General features: G+C 62.4%; 16 protein-coding genes. 9 read left to right on the top strand and 7 right to left on the bottom strand.

Annotated features, from left to right (window positions below; genetic code table 11):
- Position 1: 1 nt before the first annotated feature.
- Positions 2–1,756, bottom strand: a complete 1,755-nt coding sequence (locus tag AACV02_RS18435) for a bifunctional alpha/beta hydrolase/class I SAM-dependent methyltransferase (RefSeq protein WP_119741213.1) — start codon at positions 1,754–1,756, stop codon at positions 2–4.
- A 10-nt stretch (positions 1,757–1,766) separates the two neighbouring features.
- Complete coding sequence (locus AACV02_RS18430; RefSeq protein ID WP_119741209.1) at positions 1,767–2,384, bottom strand: CDP-alcohol phosphatidyltransferase family protein; 618 nt, start codon at positions 2,382–2,384, stop codon at positions 1,767–1,769.
- A 303-nt stretch (positions 2,385–2,687) separates the two neighbouring features.
- Here AACV02_RS18430 and hflK (AACV02_RS18425) point away from each other — a divergent pair, with 303 nt between their 5' ends.
- The 8 genes from hflK (AACV02_RS18425) to cfaB all read left to right on the top strand — a co-directional run bounded on the left by hflK (AACV02_RS18425) (position 2,688) and on the right by cfaB (position 11,863).
- A complete protein-coding gene (hflK, locus tag AACV02_RS18425; protein ID WP_119741205.1) occupies positions 2,688–4,613 on the top strand; it encodes a protease modulator HflK in 1,926 nt (641 codons plus the stop codon).
- Between the two features lie 12 nt (positions 4,614–4,625).
- The gene (hflC, locus tag AACV02_RS18420) at positions 4,626–5,615 is read left to right on the top strand and encodes a protease modulator HflC (protein WP_119741203.1); all 990 of its coding nucleotides are present in this window, start codon (positions 4,626–4,628) and stop codon (positions 5,613–5,615) included.
- Positions 5,612–6,646 (top strand): protease modulator HflK, encoded by a 1,035-nt coding sequence (gene hflK, locus AACV02_RS18415; protein ID WP_119741200.1) that lies wholly within the window; start codon positions 5,612–5,614, stop codon positions 6,644–6,646. The genes hflC and hflK (AACV02_RS18415) overlap by 4 nt, the downstream gene beginning before the upstream one ends.
- Complete coding sequence (locus tag AACV02_RS18410) at positions 6,643–8,529, top strand: cation-translocating P-type ATPase (RefSeq protein ID WP_119741198.1); 1,887 nt, start codon at positions 6,643–6,645, stop codon at positions 8,527–8,529. Before hflK (AACV02_RS18415) ends, AACV02_RS18410 begins: the two co-directional genes overlap by 4 nt.
- A gap of 116 nt (positions 8,530–8,645) precedes the next feature.
- Positions 8,646–8,900 (top strand): BufA2 family periplasmic bufferin-type metallophore, encoded by a 255-nt coding sequence (gene bufA2, locus AACV02_RS18405; protein ID WP_106575946.1) that lies wholly within the window; start codon positions 8,646–8,648, stop codon positions 8,898–8,900.
- Positions 8,901–8,966: 66 nt separating this feature from the next.
- Positions 8,967–9,812, top strand: coding sequence for an MNIO family bufferin maturase (bufB, locus tag AACV02_RS18400; protein ID WP_106575945.1), 846 nt, complete (start codon positions 8,967–8,969; stop codon positions 9,810–9,812).
- Positions 9,803–10,591, top strand: a complete 789-nt coding sequence (locus AACV02_RS18395) for an HvfC/BufC N-terminal domain-containing protein (protein WP_119741195.1) — start codon at positions 9,803–9,805, stop codon at positions 10,589–10,591. The genes bufB and AACV02_RS18395 overlap by 10 nt, the downstream gene beginning before the upstream one ends.
- An 87-nt stretch (positions 10,592–10,678) precedes the next feature.
- Positions 10,679–11,863, top strand: a complete 1,185-nt coding sequence (gene cfaB / locus AACV02_RS18390) for a C17 cyclopropane fatty acid synthase CfaB (RefSeq protein WP_106575943.1) — start codon at positions 10,679–10,681, stop codon at positions 11,861–11,863.
- 138 nt (positions 11,864–12,001) lie between these two features.
- Here the strand turns inward: cfaB and cls are convergent, their stop codons facing one another.
- Positions 12,002–13,441 carry a cardiolipin synthase gene (gene cls / locus AACV02_RS18385; RefSeq protein WP_119742776.1) on the bottom strand — a complete coding sequence of 480 codons (1,440 nt, stop codon included), beginning with the start codon at positions 13,439–13,441 and terminating at the stop codon, positions 12,002–12,004.
- 130 nt (positions 13,442–13,571) lie between these two features.
- Here cls and AACV02_RS18380 point away from each other — a divergent pair, with 130 nt between their 5' ends.
- On the top strand, positions 13,572–14,093 hold the full coding sequence (locus AACV02_RS18380; RefSeq protein ID WP_119741192.1) for a DUF3617 domain-containing protein: 522 nt from the start codon (positions 13,572–13,574) through the stop codon (positions 14,091–14,093).
- Here AACV02_RS18380 and AACV02_RS18375 read toward each other — a convergent pair.
- Genes AACV02_RS18375 through AACV02_RS18360 form a run of 4 tightly spaced genes read right to left on the bottom strand, consistent with a single transcriptional unit; the run spans position 14,090 to position 17,276 of the window.
- Positions 14,090–15,427, bottom strand: a complete 1,338-nt coding sequence (locus AACV02_RS18375; RefSeq protein ID WP_119741189.1) for a dihydroorotase — start codon at positions 15,425–15,427, stop codon at positions 14,090–14,092. The two genes, AACV02_RS18380 and AACV02_RS18375, sit on opposite strands and share 4 nt — an antisense overlap.
- A 3-nt stretch (positions 15,428–15,430) precedes the next feature.
- Positions 15,431–15,991 carry a gamma carbonic anhydrase family protein gene (locus AACV02_RS18370; RefSeq protein WP_017135756.1) on the bottom strand — a complete coding sequence of 187 codons (561 nt, stop codon included), beginning with the start codon at positions 15,989–15,991 and terminating at the stop codon, positions 15,431–15,433.
- Positions 15,988–16,401 carry a phosphoribosyl-AMP cyclohydrolase gene (gene hisI, locus AACV02_RS18365; protein ID WP_119741187.1) on the bottom strand — a complete coding sequence of 138 codons (414 nt, stop codon included), beginning with the start codon at positions 16,399–16,401 and terminating at the stop codon, positions 15,988–15,990. Before hisI ends, AACV02_RS18370 begins: the two co-directional genes overlap by 4 nt.
- Complete coding sequence (locus tag AACV02_RS18360) at positions 16,398–17,276, bottom strand: metal ABC transporter substrate-binding protein (protein ID WP_119741184.1); 879 nt, start codon at positions 17,274–17,276, stop codon at positions 16,398–16,400. Before AACV02_RS18360 ends, hisI begins: the two co-directional genes overlap by 4 nt.
- Between the last annotated feature and the right edge of the window lie 10 nt (positions 17,277–17,286).

Raw genomic sequence — 17,286 nt, 5'->3', positions numbered from 1 at the left:
CTCAGATCTTCTGTGCCAGAGACACAGTGAAAATGCCCCATTCGTCCACACGCTGAGTGATCTTGCGAAAGCCTGCGGCCTCGACGAGTTGGTCCATTTCCGCCTGGCTGCGACGGCGCATCACCCAGGCCTGGCCCTGGCGATGGCTGGTCAGCGCGCGGGCGATCAGTTCCAGCTGCGGGTGCCATGGCTGGCCGGTGTACACCAGATAACCGCCGGGCTCCACGGCTTCAGCAAGGCCGGCCAGCGAACCGCCGACCATGGCGTTATCGGCAAACAATTCATACAGCCCGGACACCACCGCCAAGGTCGGCTTGGGGTCGAGCGCCGCCAGGTCCGCGCGATCAAACGCATCGCCTTTGACGAACTGCGCGATATCCCCCAGGCCTTTTTCGCGAATCAGCGCGCCACCGTCGCGCACGTTGATGTCGCTGTAGTCGCGCAGCAGGATCGACTCCGGCAGCGGCGATACGCCCTGCAAGGCTTCGAGAATGTAGCGGCCGTGGCCCGCGGCGATGTCGACAATGCGCACTTGGCGATCATCGCTGCGCAACTTGGCCATGGCCAGGCGCAACAGCTCTTCGACATTCAGCTTGCGCTGGCGGATGCCACGCCAGCCGATGGAGTTGAGGTAGTTGGTGTCGATCATCCGCCCCAGCCCGCCTTTGCCGGTGGGCTTGTTGCGGTACACGTAATCCAGTGTGCTGCCGGAATCGAAGCCGGTATCAAAGCCCAGTTTCACCCCGTCCGAGAGGTTCTTGCCCAGGCCCATGCTGGCGCGGGTCATGCGCCAGTACAGGTCGCGCAAAGAGTTGCGCGGCAGCGGCGCGGCCAGGGATTCGGACTCGGCGCAGGTCGCGCCCAGCTTGTCGGCGTCGAGCAACGAGGCGCGGTCCAGCGGGTGCGCAAAGTTTTGCAGGATAAAGCGCCTGGCGCTGCTCACGGCGACGGCACGGTCGCGTTCACCGAGGGTGTCGTGGAAGAAGCCGGGCAGGATGTGCAGTTCTTTTTTCAGGCTGCCCAGGCGGTCGAAAAATTGCTGCTGGGGTTTGCGGTGCACCACAAAGTCGGAGCCGGAGATCAGCAGCTGAGTCGGCACCTGGATCGCCTGGGCATCGGCCACCACGCGGTCGGCAGCTTCGTACAGGCCGAGCAGCACATTCACCGATATCGCCTTGGTGATCAGCGGGTCGCTGTCGTAGGACGCGACACGCTCCGGGTCATGGCTGAGGAACTTGGCCTTGACGTAGCTGTTAACGAAAAAGTTGCCGCGAAATGTGCGCATCAGCGCCAGGCCTGGCCGCGCGAACGGCACGTAGAGCTTGACCTTGAACGCCGGGGAGGCGAGCACCAGTGCGCGGATTTTCGGCGCGTAATCGTGCACCCAGGTGGCTGCGATCACCGCGCCCACGCTTTGAGCGATCACCGCGCAATTGTCTTCTTCGATGCCGTAAGTGGTACCGATGTGGTCACGAAAGGTTTGCACGTCGCGGGCACTGGTGGCGAAGCTTGGGCTGTCGCCGCGCGCGCCGGGCGACTGGCCGTGGCCACGGGCGTCCCAGGCAAAGAAGTCGAAGTGCGGCAGGTCCAGTTCATCGACCAGGTGGGCAATGCGCCCCGAATGCTCGTGGCCGCGATGGAACAGCAGGATCGCCTTGCGCGGCTCATCGCCAAGCGGCGCGGTGGCCGGCCAGTGCCGGTAGAAAAGCTCGACGCCATCGTGGGTGCTGAAGCTGTGCTCTTGCTGTTCGCGCATCGCAAATTCCTTATGCAGAAGGGGACGTCGTTTCTTTGAGACCCTGGCGCACGCGGTTGACCAAGGTGTAGGCGAGCAGCGCCGCCACCAGCCACATCACCGCGTTGACCCAACCCGCGCCCAGCCAACCGAGCGCCACGCCGGTGGCCAGCACACCCAGTACAAACGCGCGATCACTCTTGCCCATTGGGCCGTCGTAGCGCCGCGACGCACCGACCATGGGCCCGAGCACACCGGCATATTCGCTGAACACCGCCAGCAACGTGACCAGCAGCACTGGCGCCAGGCTCACGCCGGGGATCAGCGCAAAGGGCAGGATCAGCGCGCTGTCGGCGATCACGTCGCACAGTTCATTGAGGTACGCGCCCAGGCGTGACTGCTGGCCGAATTCCCGAGCGAGCATGCCGTCGATGGCATTGAGAGCCATGCGCAGGATCATCCACAACGGGATCAGGGCAAACAGCCAGAGGTGTTGGGCAAAGCCTGCAATGAGCAGGCCGACCAGCAAGGACACCGCGCCGGCCAGCACGGTGATCTGGTTGGCCGTGGTGCCGTTGTCGTAGAGGCGCTGCACGAGTGGGCGCAGTAAGGTTTGAAAACGCGGCTTGAGCTGATAGATCGAAATCATGGGAGGTGACGCTTCCTTGTCCGTTTACCCGCGAAAAACTGTTTTGGAGTGTGCCGATTAATCGGCGGCTGCACCAGTGATGGCTCGTGTTTATGGGGGGTTAGTCACGCTCTTGCAGGCGCTGGAGAGTAAATGTGGGAGCGAGCTTGCTCGTGAATGCGGTGGGTCAGTGACAAATGAGCTGGCTGAACCACCGCATTCGCGAGCAAGCCCGCTCCCACAGGGGTTTTGTGTTGTTTTCGAACAAAAATTTCACGCTGCGTGTTATATCGTAACGAATTGTGTACAAACGGGCGTGAGTGGATGCAAGTGGATCTAGAAGCTGACGGCGCTTTGGTTGAAGGCTTGCCGCGTTTTCAGCAGGGGCTGTTTCATGCCCGTCGATTGCGCCAGGCCGGCATCAGCCTGACGGCCCTGGCCGTTTGCGCTTGGGTGCTGGCATTGTTTGTCGCCCTGTTTGCGCCGCTGTCGATCTGGCCGGTGGTGCTGATCAACTGCGCGTCGGCCTTGTTGGTGTTGGTGGCCGGGCTGCAATCGGCGTGGTGGGTCGCCGATTGGCGGGCGCAGGCGCTGGAAGCGCCAACGGTGGAATTGATCGAGCCGCAGCTTGAAGACAGGGGCGGTTACGCGCGGTTTGTCGGACGTTTGGGCAGCAGCCTGCTGGCGCAGATGGGCGCGCCGGTGCTGTGGTTGAGTGGCTGGTCGTTGCTGGCATTGCTGAGCATTGTCGAATTCTGGAACCTGGCACTGCCCGCTGCAGCCGTGGGGCAATCGGCAAGCATTGGCGCCGCGCTGGGGCTGGCGTTGGCCTTTGGTTTGCTGGTGTTCGAGCGTCGTCTGGCGCAGGAAACGGCTGCGCAATGGCCGGAAGCCTCACAGCTGGCGCAGTTAAGCCGGGTGGCGATTGCGTGCCTGGTGGTCAGCGCGATCTGCCTGCTGTTTGCCGGCGCGCAATCTGTATGGCCCTTGCGCCTGGCCGTGTTGATCGGCCTGTTGCCGGGGCTGGTCGCCGTGGAGTTTTTGCTCAGGGCCGTACTGTCGCTGTTCAGCCCACGTCAGCCGCGCCTTGAACCACGGTTGATGGCGCAAAGCTTTATTGCCGGTTTGCTGCGTTGGCCGCCACAACCCTTGCAGGCACTGCAGCACGAGTTGCACAACCGCTTCGGTATCGATTTGCGCCAGATCTGGGCGTTTACCTACATGCGCCGGGCATTCCTGCCGGTGCTGCTGGTGGTATTGGCCGTAGGCTGGGCGCTGACCGGCGTGCACGAAGTGCCCCTGCAAGGCCGTGGGATTTATGAGCGCTTCGGCAAACCGATGGCGGTGTTCGGCCCTGGCCTGCATGCCGGATTGCCGTGGCCGTTGGGCCGCGTCATCACTGTCGAAAATGGCGTGGTGCATGAACTCGCTACCAGCGTCAGCGAGGCTGCCACACCGGAGCTGGCCGCCGCCGAAGGCCCGGCGCCGTCGATCGCCAACCGCTTGTGGGACGCCAGCCATGTGAATGACAAATCCCAAGTGATCGCCAGCAGCAGCGGCGACAAACAGAGCTTCCAGATCGTCAATATGGACGTGCGGTTCGTCTACCGCATTGGCCTGACCGATCAGGCGGCGCTGGCCGCCACCTATAACAGCGCCGATGTGCCGACGCTGATTCGCAGCACCGCCAGCCGCATTCTGGTGCACGACTTTGCCTCGCGCACGCTCGACGAATTGCTCGGTGAGCAACGCACCCAACTGGCCGACGAAATCGGCCGCTCGGTGCAGGCAGACTTGCAGAAGCTCAACAGCGGCGTGGAGATTCTGGCCACGGTGGTCGAAGCGATTCACCCGCCTGCCGGCGCTGCCAACGCCTACCACGCCGTGCAGGCTGCGCAGATCGGCGCCCAGGCGCTGATCTCCCGCGAACGCGGCGCCGCCAGCGAACAGACCAACCAGGCCTTGCTGCAAGCCAGCACCGCGCGAGATCAGGCCTTGGCCACCGCGCGCGAAGTGAATGCTGGCGCGCAAGCGGCCGACCTGCGGTTCAGCGCCGAACAAAAGGCTTATGCCACCGCCGGCCAGGCATTCGTGCTGGAACAGTACCTGGGCCAACTCAGCCAAGGCTTGGCCCACGCCAAGCTGCTTATTCTGGATCACCGCCTGGGCGCCGATGGCGCACCGACGATTGATCTGCGTTCTTTTACTTTGCCGGCCGACCCTATGGCGCCGCGTAAAGCCGTTCAATAAGGAGTCTGTCTGTTGAGCGCTCATTCTCACGATCATGGTCATCATCATCACGGCCACCACCATCACCATCACGGTGATGAGCAAGCCGCTGGCCCGTTTCCTTGGCGGCGCATGGCCTGGGCGGTGTTGCTGGTGCTGTTTGCGGTGGCGGCCGCCAGCCTGGTGCAGGTGCGTTCCGGCGAAGCCACGGTGATTACGCGGTTCGGTAACCCGTCGCGGGTGCTGCTGGAGCCTGGCCTGGGCTGGCGCTGGCCGGCGCCGTTCGAAGCGGCGATCCCGGTAGACCTGCGCTTGCGCACCACTTCCAGCGGTTTGCAGGACGTGGGCACCCGCGATGGCTTGCGGATTATCGTGCAGGCCTATGTGGCGTGGCAGGTGCAGGGCGATGCCGACAATGTGCAGCGCTTTATGCGCGCGGTGCAGAACCAGCCGGATGAAGCGGCGCGGCAGATTCGCACCTTCGTCGGCTCGGCGCTGGAGACCACTGCGGCCAGCTTTGACCTGTCCAGCCTGGTCAACACCGAAGCCAGCCAAGTGCGCATCGCCGATTTTGAGGCACAGTTGCGCCAGCAGATTGATCAACAATTGCTCACCACTTACGGCGTGCGCGTGGCGCAAGTCGGTGTCGAGCGTCTGACCTTGCCGTCGGTCACCCTCACCGCCACCGTTGACCGCATGCGCGCCGAGCGCGAGACCATCGCCACCGAACGCACCGCCGTGGGCAAACGTGAAGCGGCGCAGATTCGCTCCGCCGCCGAACGCGATGCGCGCATCGTGCAGGCCGATGCCACGGTGAAAGCCGCCGATATCGAGGCGCAGTCGCGGGTCGAGGCGGCGCAGATCTATGGCCGTGCCTACGCCGGTAATCCGCAGCTGTACAACCTGCTGCGCTCGCTGGACACCTTGGGCACCGTTGTGACGCCGGGCACCAAAATCATCCTGCGCACTGACGCCGCGCCGTTCCGCGCACTGGTGGACGGGCCGAAGGATGTTCAGCCATGAGTGAGCGTGACAACCCGGACAGCCCATGGATCCAGGCCGGGCGCCTGACCTTCCTGGCGCTGTACGCGGTGACGGTGTTGGCGGCCTTGGCCTGGGCGTTTTCCAATGTGCGCCAGATCGACCCGCAGAACCGCGCCGTGGTGTTGCACTTTGGCGCGCTGGACCGTATTCAAAATGCCGGTCTGTTATTGGCGTGGCCGCAGCCGTTTGAGCAAGTAGTGCTGTTGCCAGCAGCCGACCGTGTGATTGAGCGTCGGGTGGAAAACCTGCTGCGCTCCGACGCGGCGACCCAGGCGGACCGTGTGGCCACGTTTGCCGCGCCGTTGAGCGACGCGCTGGCAGGCTCCGGTTACTTGCTGACCGGCGACGCCGGTGTGGTGCAGCTGGATGTGCGGGTGTTTTACAAGGTCACCGAACCCTACGCGTTTGTGCTGCAGGGCGAGCATGTGCTGCCGGCACTGGATCGCCTGGTGACGCGCAGCGCCGTGGCGCTGGCGGCGGCGCGCGACCTGGACACCATTCTGGTAGCGCGCCCGGAATTGATCGGCAGCGATAACGGCGCCGCCGAGCGCCGTGAGCGGCTGCGCGGCGATCTGGTGCAAGGCATCAATAAACGCTTGGCGGACTTGGCCTCCACCGGTTTGGGGTTGGGCATCGAAGTGACGCGTGTCGACGTGCAATCAAGCCTGCCGGGCCCGGCGGTGAATGCCTTCAACGCAGTGCTGACGGCCAGCCAACAAGCCGATAAAGCCGTGGCCAATGCGCGCACCGACGCGGAAAAACTCACCCAAGCCGCCAATCAGGAGGCCGACCGTGTCGTACAAGTGGCCCACGCCCAAGCCAGCGAACGCCTGGCCAATGCCCAAGCGCAAACGGCCACCGTCGCCAGCCTGGCCCAGGTCAAAGACCCGGGCCTCATGCTGCGTCTGTACCGCGAACGCTTGCCGAAGATTCTCGGCCAGGCCGGTTCTGTGACCACGGTCGATCCCAAAGACGACTCCCGCTTGATCATCCAGGGAGCCGAACAATGAGCGCGCCTATGTTGACGTCCGCCGAGCAGCGCAGTGCTGCCCGGCAATTGACCCTGGCCATGTTAGCCCTGGGCTTGCTGGTATTGGGGTTGGTGTGGCGCTGGCTGGCGCCGGACCAGAACGGTGTCAGCCAACTGTTGCTCGGCGTCGCCTCTTTGCTGGTGGCCGTGCCGGTGATGCGTTCGGCCTGGTACAGCCTGCGTTACCCGAGCTTGCATGGCATCACCGACCAATTGATCGCCCTGGCGATGATGGGCGCGTGGGCCACGGGCGACTTGCTGACGGCTGCATTGCTGCCGATCATCATGATTTTCGGCCACGTGCTGGAAGAGCGCAGTGTGATTGGCTCCCAGGAAGCGATTCATGCCCTGGGCAAACTGACCCGCAGCCATGCGCGGTTGGTGCAGGCCGACGGCAGCATTGTGGAAGTGGATAACGGCACGCTGAACACCGGCGATATCGTCGAAGTGCGTGCCGGTGATCGCGTGCCGGCCGACGGTGTGGTGCTGTCGGGCCAGGCGAGCCTGGACACGGCGCCGATCACCGGTGAGTCGGTGCCGCTGGAAGCCAGCGTGGGCGTGCAGGTGTTTGGTGGCGCGATCAACCTCGACGGCTTGCTGCGCCTGGAAGTGACGCGCACCGGTAACGAATCGACCCTGGGCAAAGTCATTGCGCTGATGCAGAACGCCGAACGCTCCAAGCCGCCGATCACGCGACTGCTGGAGCGTTACGCCGGCAGCTATATGGTGCTGGTGTTGCTGCTGGCGGCGGTGACCTGGTTTGTGACCAATGACGCCCAGGCAATGTTGGCCGTGCTGGTAGCGGCGTGCCCGTGCGCCTTGGTGCTGTCGGCACCGGCCACGGCGATTGCCGGGATTGCAGTGGCGGCGCGGCACGGGATTTTGATTCGCAGCTCGGCATTTCTTGAGGAGTTGGCGGACCTGACCTCGCTGGTGGTGGATAAGACCGGCACGCTGACGTTTGGCACTCTGCGTTTGCAGTCCATCGACACCACGGCGCCGGATCGGCAGGTGTTGTTGAATCTTGCCGCCAGCCTGGGTTCGGCCAGCAGCCACCCGGTCAGCCGTGCGTTGGCAGGGCTGGCAACGCAGGAACAAATGCTGGGGCTGACGGATATTCGCGAACGCCAGGGCCTGGGCGTGGTGGCGCAGACCGAGCAGGGCGAAGCAGCCTTGGGGCGCCCGGAGTTGTTCGATCAGCTGGGCATTGTGACCACTCAGGTGCCGAACCACGATGGCCCGATCGCCGGGTTGGCGCTGAACGGCCAGTTCCTCGCCTGGCTGTTGCTCGCCGACAGCGTCAAGCCGGAAGCGCGCCAGGCCCTGCAGGAGCTACGCGACTTGGGCCTGGGCCGCCAGCTGCTGCTGACGGGTGACCGTCAAAGCGTGGCCGACAGCCTGGCGCTGGATGTCGGTATCAGCGACGTCGAAGCCCAGGCACTGCCGGAAGACAAGCTCAACCGCGTGCTTGGGGAAATCGGCAGTGGCTTCCGGCCAATGGTCGTCGGTGATGGCATCAATGACTCGCTGGCGCTCAAGGCGGGCGTGGTGGGTGTGGCAATGGGCGCGGGCGGTGCGGACATCGCGCTGGCGTCGGCGGATGTGGTGTTGATCGGCAGCGACCTGCGGCGCCTGGGCACGTGCGTGCGCTTGAGTCGCCAGTGCCGCCACACGTTGCAGGTTAACGTGATCATCGGGTTGGGCTGGACGCTGGCTATCGTGGTGTTTGCCGCGTTTGGCTGGCTGGGCGCGGCCGGCGCCATGATTGCGGCGGTTTTGCATAACCTCAGCACCTTGCTGGTACTGGGCAACGCCGGGCGTTTGCTGCGGTTTCAGGAGCCACTTTTGAAGCTTGAAGAATAATTTCAGAAATATCTGCATACAGCTGTAACGCCGATAAGGGTCCTCACTCTAGTGGTATGTCGAGACTGAACACTCCGTTCAGACCGGCGCCCCTACCGATCATGAGGACTCTAAAAATGAACTTCAAATCCGCTGCTGCTGGTGCCGCCCTTGCGATGGCCGCCGCTACCCTGTTTGCTGGTGTTGTGACTCAGGCTCAAGCCGCTGACACGGCTGTGCACTGCTACGGTATCAACGCCTGCAAAGGCCAGAACGACTGCAAAACCAAGGACCATGCTTGCAAAGGTCAGGGTTCTTGCAAAGGCCAGGGTTTCCTTGCCAAGCCCTCCGCTGATGCCTGCATGAAGGCTGGCGGCACCGTCGGCGAGTAACCGGCACCGAGTGCACCCGCAGCGGACGCCCCCCACCGCTGCGGACACTTTGCCTTGGAGCGAATCATGTCCGCGTCCCTTCCAAGTCTGGGTTACGGCCTGGGTTTACGCAGTGAGTATTACCAGCAGATCCTTGAACAATCGCCGGCCGTGGATTGGTTTGAAGTGATCTCCGAGAATTATCTGGTCCAGGGCGGTAAAGCCTTGTACTACCTGGATGCGATAGCCGAGCGTTATCCCCTGGTGATGCACGGTGTGTCCCTGTCCATCGGCGGGCCGCATGCCCTCGATACCGATTACCTGAAACACATCAAACAGCTCGCCGAGCGCATTCAGCCGGCGTGGGTTTCCGATCACCTGTGCTGGAGTCGCGGCAACGCGCATCAGTTGCATGACCTGCTGCCGTTGCCCTACACCGAAGAAAGCCTTTACCACGTGGCCGGTCGCGTGCGCCAAGTGCAAGACGCATTGCAGCGTCCGCTGGTGCTGGAAAACGTTTCCAGCTATGTGCGTTCCAAGGCCGACGAGTTCACCGAGTGGGAATTCCTCAAGGCCCTGGCCCACCTTACCGGCTGCCAGCTGTTGTTGGACGTGAACAATGTGTATGTCAGCTCGCGTAACCACGGCTTCGACGCCTGGACGTTTATCCGCAGCCTGCCGCCTGAAAGCATCCGCCAACTGCACTTGGCCGGGCATATGGATTACGGCGACTACGTGGTCGATACCCATGATCACCCGGTGTGCGATCCGGTGTGGGCGCTGTATCAACAGACGCTGGAGCTGTTGGGGCCGGTGTCGACATTGCTGGAGCGCGATGACCATTTCCCGCCGTTCGAAGAGTTGCTCGCCGAGTTGAGCAAGGCCCGTGAACTGGGCGCCAGCGCGCTGGCCAGGAGGGCGTTATGCGCCTGATCGACTGGCAGTTGGCGTTTGAGCAGCATCTGTTATCCGAAAGCTCGGTGGCCAACAGTGGGTTTGCCGCGACCTTGCTGGGTGGGCCGACTCTGGATGTGGACACGGGCCTGGCGATTTACCACAACGCCTATGTGTCTCGGCTTCAGGAGGTGCTGCGGCATGACTTCGGCGCCATCCGGTATTGGCTGGGGGACGATGAGTTTGCAGTGCTGACAGACGCCTATGTGCGCCGCAATCCGTCGGCCCATTACAGCCTGCGTTGGCTGGGCGAGCGGTTCCCGGCGTTTCTCGTCGAGCATCTGGTAGAGGAGCACAGTGCGCCGCTGGCCGAGTTGGCGCGGTTGGAGTGGGCGTTTACCTTGGCATTCGATGCGCCGCTGGGTGAGCCGCTGGGCCTGAATGACATGGCGCAGCTGCCCCCTGAAAACTGGCCGGGTTTGCAGGTAAGCCTGGCGCCTACGGTGCAACAGGTGCTGTGCCATTTCAATAGCGTGGCGATTTGGCGCGCCAGCAAGGATGAGTCGGATTTCCCTGACAGCCAGGCGCTGGAAGGGGCGCAGATGTGCCTGGTGTGGCGTCACCAGAATGTGTGCCATTACCGCAGCCTTGAGCCGGCTGAAGCCCGCGCGCTGGTGGGAATGGTGACCACCGGCTGGAATTTTTCAGAACTGTGCACAGGGTTGGCAGTCACTTATGGAGAGGGTGCGCCACTGCAAGCGGTGACGTGGCTGAAACAGTGGATCCAGGACGGTTTGCTCGAGCATCGAGCCTCATAGTTTAGTGCTATCAATTCGATAGCCTCCTACTTTGTCTTCGGATGGTCTACCCTCACTCCAGACGTCTGAAACAAGGGGGGACTACTCATGCTCGCGCAACTTCCACCGGCCTTACAGAATCTCAAGCTACCGCTGCGTCTTCGACTCTGGGACGGCCACGAATTTAACTTGGGCCCCGAGCCCAGTGTGACGATCGTGGTGAAGGACCCCACAGTCGTTTCCAGCCTGACCCATCCAACGCTGGACTCATTGGGCGAAGCCTTCGTCGAGGGCAGACTGGAGCTGGAAGGCTCCATCAGCGAGGTGATCCGGGTATGTGACGAGCTGAGTCACGCCCTGATTGATGACGACGAGGGGAGTCGTCCGGTGCGCTCGATCCACGACAAGGCCACTGATGCTGCGGCCATTTCCTACCATTACGACCTGTCCAACGAGTTCTACCAGCTGTGGCTGGACCAGGACATGGCGTACTCCTGCGGTTATTTCGAAACCGGCAGCGAATCCATCGATCAGGCCCAACAAGACAAATTTCGCCACCTGTGCCGCAAGTTGCGGCTGCAGCCAGGCGAGTATTTGCTCGACGTCGGCTGTGGGTGGGGTGGGTTGGCGCGTTTTGCGGCGCGAGAGTTCGGCGTCAAAGTGTTTGGGATCACGCTGAGCAAAGAGCAGCTGGCGCTGGCCCGTGAACGGGTCAAGGCCGAGGGGCTGGAAGATCAGGTAGACCTGCAACTGCTCGACTACCGCGACCTGCCGCAGGACGGTCGTTTCGACAAAGTGGTGAGCGTGGGCATGTTTGAGCACGTTGGCCACGCCAACCTGGCGGAGTACTGCAAGGTGCTGTTTGGCGCCGTGCGCGAAGGCGGCCTGGTGATGAACCACGGCATCACCGCCAAGCACACCGACGGTCGCCCCGTGGGCCGAGGCGCCGGCGATTTTATCGAGCGTTATGTGTTCCCCAACGGCGAGTTGCCGCACCTGGCGATGATGACGGCGGAAATCAGCGAAGTCGGGCTGGAAGTGGTCGACGTCGAAAGCCTGCGCCTGCATTACGCGCGCACGCTGGACCATTGGAGTGAACGCCTGGAAGACAACTTGGAGGCGGCAGCCAAGATGGTGCCGGAGCAAGCGTTGCGGATCTGGCGGCTGTACCTGGCCGGTTGCGCGTATGCGTTTGCGCGGGGCTGGATCAACCTGCACCAGATATTGGCAGTGAAGCCTCACGCTGATGGCAGCCATGAACTGCCGTGGACGCGGGAAGATATCTACCGCTGAAACACGGTTATGAAACGCTGAAGATGTAAATGTGGGAGCGGGCTTGCTCGCGAATGCGGTGTATCAGGACCAAATAAATTGGCTGAACCACCGCATTCGCGAGCAAGCCCGCTCCCACATTTGTTTCTGTGTTGTTTGTTAGAGAATCGGTGAGATCAAACGCGCCACCCGCATGCCCAGCTGTTGCAGGCGACGGGTCTCGCGGCTTTCTTCCTGGCTGACTTCATGCGCCTGTGCGAAGTCGTCCAGCAGCATCTGCTCCACTTGGCTGGCAAACGCTTCATCGACCGTCAGCAACATCACTTCGAAATTCAGCCGGAACGAACGGTTGTCCATGTTCGCACTGCCGATTGCACTGATTTCGCTGTCCACCAGCACCACCTTCTGGTGCAGGAAGCCCGGCTTGTAGCGGAACACGCGCACGCCAGCGCGTACGGCTTCGATGGCGTAGAGGCTGGAGGCGGCGTAGACGATACGGTGATCAGGCCGCGACGGCAGCAGCAGGCGCACATCGACCCCGCGCAAAACCGCCAGGCGCAGGGCGGCGAACACCGCTTCATCGGGCACGAAATACGGGCTGGTGATCCACACGCGCTCGGTCGCCGCATGGATAGCTTCGACGAAAAACAGCGAGCAGGTTTCATACGGATCGGCCGGGCCGCTGGCGAGCAGTTGGCAGAGCACGCCATCTTCAGGGTATGTATCAGGCAGGATCAGCGGCGGCAGCTCGCGCGCGGCCCAGAACCAGTCTTCGGCGAACGACTCCTGCAGGCACGCCACCACCGGGCCGGTGACCTGCACATGGGTGTCGCGCCACGGCGCCAGTGGCGGCTTTTTGCCCAAGTATTCGTCGCCGACGTTATGCCCGCCGACAAACCCGGTGAGGCCGTCGACCACCACGATTTTGCGATGGTTGCGGAAGTTGACCTGGAACCGATTGAGCCAGCCGCTGCGGGTGGCGAACGCTTTGACTTTGACCCCGGCGTCGCGCAGCGACTGCACATAACTGTGGGGCAGGGCATGGCTACCGATGCGGTCGTAGAGCACGTGAATATCCACGCCTTCGGCAGCTTTTTCCTTCAGCAGGGCGTGCAACTGCCTGCCAAGATCGTCGTCATGAATGATAAAAAACTGGAACAGCACCGCCGTCTTAGCCTGGCGAATCGCCGCGAAAATCGCGCTGAACGTGGCATCGCCATTAATCAGCAAGCGCACGTCATTGTTGGCCAGGCACGGCATGCGGCCCAATTTGGGCATGGCGCGCAAAGACGCATAGGCGCTGGAGTTGCGCGCCGCCAAGGCTTCTTCGACCCACGGGCGCCAGTTCAGCGCGGTGATGGCGGTGTGCATTTCCTGGTTGGCCTGGCGACGCGCCTGGATGTACGCGTCAAAGGTGCTGCGGCCGAAGATGAGGTAGGGAATCAGCGTCAGGTAAGGCATGAACATCAGCGACAAGGCCCAGGCGATCGAGCCTTGGGCGGTCCTGACAGTCAGCACCGCGTGGATCGCGGCGAGCGTCCCGAGAAAATGCAGCGTGGCAATGAAGTAGGCGAGCAGGTGCGGGCCAAAAAAATCCATGAACGACATCACTCCAGGCAATCAAGTGCCTAACAGACCATGTTCGACGACGAATGTCGCTATTTTATTTGCCGTGCAACACTGGCGCCTTTGCAGCGTCTAACGCCCACAATTACCCAGGAGTTACCCGATGAATGCTCGTCTGCTTGGTTTGGCCATGGTTGTTGGATTGACGCTGCCCGTGGCGGCTCAGGCGCAGATGCTGGCGCCGGGCTTGTGGGAATTGACCACCAGCAATATGAAAGTCGATAACCAGGATTTGCCCGACCTGTCACTGATCCTCGGTCAGCTCAAGCAACAAATGACCCCCGAACAGCGCGCCATGCTCGAAAAACAGGGCATCACCATGGCCGGCAAGGGCGTGCAGGTTTGCCTGACGCCTGCCCAGGTCGCGTCTGATTCCATTCCCCTGACCGACCCGCAATCGGGCTGCAAACAGCAAGTGACCGACAAAACCGGCAACCAGTGGAAATTTCGTTTCAGCTGCCCGAAAGCCCAAGGCACTGGCGTTGCAACCTTCCAGAGCCAGCAGGAATTCACCACCACCGTCAACGGTACGTTCAATGCCACCGGCGTTCAGCAGAAGGGCAGCCTGGACACTCATGCCCAATGGCTGGGCAACGATTGCGGTACGGTCAAACCCCGCGCTTAACGCAGAAAGTGCAGGGGCAGCCCCTGGCAACTGTCGACCACCTGGCCGTTGTGCCACGCCAGGTGGCCGGACACCAGGGTGGTGCTGACGCTGTGGCGAAAGCTGCGCTCGGCGAAGGGCGTCCAGCCGCAGCGCGCGAGAATCGGCTGGCTGCTGACGGGTTTGCCTTCGGGCTCAGGTTTGATCAGCACCAGATCGGCCCAATAGCCCTCGCGTAGATAGCCTCGGTCCGGGATAGCGAACAGGTCGGCCACACGGTGACTGGTCTTTGCCACCAGTGTGGTCAGTGGCAAATGCCCGTCAATCACCAGCTCCAACAACGCCGGCAGCGCGTGCTGCACCAGTGGCAGGCCTGACGGCGCTTGGCGATAGCCCAACTGTTTTTGCGCCCGGGTATGCGGCGCATGATCACTGCCGATCACATCCAGACGATGACTCAGCAAGGCCAGGCGCAGCGCGTCGCGGTCGGCACGGGTCTTGATCGCCGGGTTGCATTTGATCTGGTGGCCGAGGCGGTGATAGTCGCGGTCATCGAACAGCAGATGGTGCAGGCAGACCTCGGCGGTGATGCGCTTCTCGGCCAACGGCTTGTCTTCGAACAGGGCCAACTCGCGAGCGCTGGTCAGGTGCAGCACGTGCAAGCGCGTGCCGTGTCGCCGGGCCAGTTCCACCGCAAAAGAAGAGGAGCGAAAACAGGCTTCGGCATCCCGGATTAGGGGGTGGGCGACGGCGGGAATGTGCTCGCCGAAGCGCTCACGCAGGCGCTGTTCATTCGCGAGGATGCTCGGCGTGTGCTCGCAGTGGGCGAGGAGGATGGTCGGTACTTCGGCGAACAGCCGCTCGAGAATCCGCGGGTCGTCCACCAGCATATTGCCGGTGGAGGCGCCCATGAACACTTTGACCCCGGCCACTTCACGCGGATCGAGGGCGGCGACGGTGTCGAGGTTGTCGTTGCTCACACCAAAGTGAAAACCGTAGTTGGCCACCGAGTGCAACGCGGCGCGGCGCTTCTTGTCCGCCAGGGCTTCCAGGTTCAGGGTGGCAGGGTGGGTGTTAGGCATGTCCATGAAGCTGGTGATTCCACCGGCCACCGCCGCACGGGATTCGCTGTAGAAACTGCCTTTGTCGGGCGCGCCAGGATCGCGAAAGTGCACCTGGTCGTCGATCATGCCTGGCAGCAGCCATTGACCCTGGGCGTCAATTTCCACCGGCTCGTTATAGCCTTCGAGGCTGGCGGCAATCTTCTCGATGCGGCCATTGGCGACCAGTACGTCGGCATCGAACTCCCGGCCCTCATTCACCAGACGGGCATTGCGAATCAGCAGGCGGCTCATGGTTCAGAACTCGTTTTGCAGGGCTTTGTAACCACGCACCAGGTCGACGTTGGTGCGCGCTACGTCTTCAGAAAACTCCGAGGCGCTGACACTCACCGGCGGGAATTGCGACAGGTCGGTGTTCGGGCCGATGCGGGTGGTGGAGGGCACATAGAACGCGGCGGGCAAGTCGCGGCCGTCGACCACCGAGTTGTGGCGCACCACGCAGCCATCGCCGACGGCGCAGTTGAACAGCACGCTGTTGAAGCCGATAAACACGCGGTCGCCGACGGTGCAGGGGCCATGGACGATGGAGCGATGCGCGATGGAGGTAAATTCTCCAATGGTCACCGCCGCGCCGGATTTGGAATGAATAACCACGCCATCCTGAATGTTCGAATTGGCGCCGATGGTGATCGGGTCCATGTCGCCGGTGGCGTCGACTTCGTCAGCGCGGATCACGGCGTAAGGGCCGACGAAGACGTTCTCGCCGATGATGACCTTGCCGCAGATGATCGCGGTTTTATCCACGTAGGCCGATTCGGCAATCACCGGCAGATCGCCGGAAGGGTTCTTGCGGATCATGCGGAGGGCTCCGTAATGACATGAACGTAGGCGCCGTCGATGGCGTTGTAGAAGCAGGTGGGCCGGCCGGTGTGGCAGGCCGGGCCTTGTTGGTCGACGATCAGCAGCACTGCGTCGCCGTCGCAATCCAGCCGGGCCTCGACCAGTTGTTGCCAGTGGCCGGAGCTTTCACCTTTGCGCCACAGCTGCCCACGCGAGCGCGACCAATAGCAGACTTGCCCGGTGGCCAGGGTTTCGGTGAGGGCCTGGCGGTTCATCCAGGCCAGCATCAACACCTCGCCGCTGCCGTGTTGCTGGGCGACGGCGGCAATCAGGCCATCGCTGTTCCACGCCACGGCGTCGAGCACGGTGTCGAGTGGAAAGCGGCTGCCCATGGCAGCCTCTTCCAGGTCGAGCATGCTCAGGGTCATGGCTTGCTCAGGGCTGCGCACAGGGTGTTGAGGTTGTATTCGAACAGCCCGGTGAAGGTGCTGGCCGGGCCTTGGGCGGCGAGGGCGTCGGAGTACAACGTGCCGCCGATCTGCGCGCCGCTTTCGTCAGCAATCTGCTTGAGCAGGCGTGAGTCTTTGATGTTTTCCATGAACACGGCTTTGACCTTGTCTTTGCGGATCTGGGTGATCAGCGCAGCGACCTCGGCGGCAGACGGTTCGCGTTCAGTCGACAGACCCTGGGGCGCGAGGAACTGAATGCCGTAAGCCTGGCCCAGGTAACCGAAGGCGTCATGCGAGGTGACGATGCGGCGGTTGCCCGGTGGCAGCGCGCCGAACTTGGTCTTGGCCTCGGCCAGCAAGCGGTAGATTTCTTTCAGGTAGGTTTGGCTGTTGCGCTGGTAATCGGCTTTGTTGGCCGGGTCGGCGGCAATCAACGCCTTGGTGATGTTGTTCACATAGATTTCGGCGTTGGCCAGGTTATGCCAGGCGTGCGGGTCGGGGATGGTTTCACCGTCTTCTTCCATGGTGTGAGAGATCACGCCTTTGCTGGCGGTCACGACGGTGGCTTTTGTTTCGGTGCTGGTCACCAGGCGGTCCAGCCAGGGTTCAAAGCCAAGGCCATTCTTGATGATGACCCGGGCCTTGAGCAGCGCCTTGGCGTCGTCCGGCGTGGGTTCGTAGGTATGGGCGTCGGCGTCCGGGCCGACCATGTTGCTGATCTGGATGTGATCGCCACCGATCTGGTGGGTGATGTCATCCAGAATACTGAAGCTGGTAACCACTTGAAGTTTGTCGGCGGCCTGAGCCATCGACAAGGGCAGCAGAAGGCTGAACATCACGAGTAAAGCGCGCATCGGGAAACAC

The organism is Pseudomonas sp. Larv2_ips, assembly GCF_963879675.1.
GTDB lineage: Bacteria > Pseudomonadota > Gammaproteobacteria > Pseudomonadales > Pseudomonadaceae > Aquipseudomonas.
The sequence above is the reverse complement of the archived record's forward strand: the minus strand, read 5'-3'. Positions and strand labels throughout refer to the sequence as shown.

Bases quoted from the DNA above. Each gene is read 5' to 3' on its own strand.
- AACV02_RS18435 (WP_119741213.1), bottom strand. From the start codon at position 1,756: ATGCGCGAACAGCAAGAGCACAGCTTCAGCACCCACGATGGCGTCGAG.
- AACV02_RS18430 (WP_119741209.1), bottom strand. From the start codon at position 2,384: ATGATTTCGATCTATCAGCTCAAGCCGCGTTTTCAAACCTTACTGCGC.
- hflK (WP_119741205.1), top strand. From the start codon at position 2,688: ATGCAAGTGGATCTAGAAGCTGACGGCGCTTTGGTTGAAGGCTTGCCG.
- hflK (WP_119741200.1), top strand. From the start codon at position 5,612: ATGAGTGAGCGTGACAACCCGGACAGCCCATGGATCCAGGCCGGGCGC.
- AACV02_RS18410 (WP_119741198.1), top strand. From the start codon at position 6,643: ATGAGCGCGCCTATGTTGACGTCCGCCGAGCAGCGCAGTGCTGCCCGG.
- bufA2 (WP_106575946.1), top strand. From the start codon at position 8,646: ATGAACTTCAAATCCGCTGCTGCTGGTGCCGCCCTTGCGATGGCCGCC.
- bufB (WP_106575945.1), top strand. From the start codon at position 8,967: ATGTCCGCGTCCCTTCCAAGTCTGGGTTACGGCCTGGGTTTACGCAGT.
- AACV02_RS18395 (WP_119741195.1), top strand. From the start codon at position 9,803: ATGCGCCTGATCGACTGGCAGTTGGCGTTTGAGCAGCATCTGTTATCC.
- cfaB (WP_106575943.1), top strand. From the start codon at position 10,679: ATGCTCGCGCAACTTCCACCGGCCTTACAGAATCTCAAGCTACCGCTG.
- cls (WP_119742776.1), bottom strand. From the start codon at position 13,441: ATGGATTTTTTTGGCCCGCACCTGCTCGCCTACTTCATTGCCACGCTG.
- AACV02_RS18380 (WP_119741192.1), top strand. From the start codon at position 13,572: ATGAATGCTCGTCTGCTTGGTTTGGCCATGGTTGTTGGATTGACGCTG.
- AACV02_RS18375 (WP_119741189.1), bottom strand. From the start codon at position 15,427: ATGAGCCGCCTGCTGATTCGCAATGCCCGTCTGGTGAATGAGGGCCGG.
- AACV02_RS18370 (WP_017135756.1), bottom strand. From the start codon at position 15,991: ATGATCCGCAAGAACCCTTCCGGCGATCTGCCGGTGATTGCCGAATCG.
- hisI (WP_119741187.1), bottom strand. From the start codon at position 16,401: ATGACCCTGAGCATGCTCGACCTGGAAGAGGCTGCCATGGGCAGCCGC.
- AACV02_RS18360 (WP_119741184.1), bottom strand. From the start codon at position 17,276: ATGCGCGCTTTACTCGTGATGTTCAGCCTTCTGCTGCCCTTGTCGATG.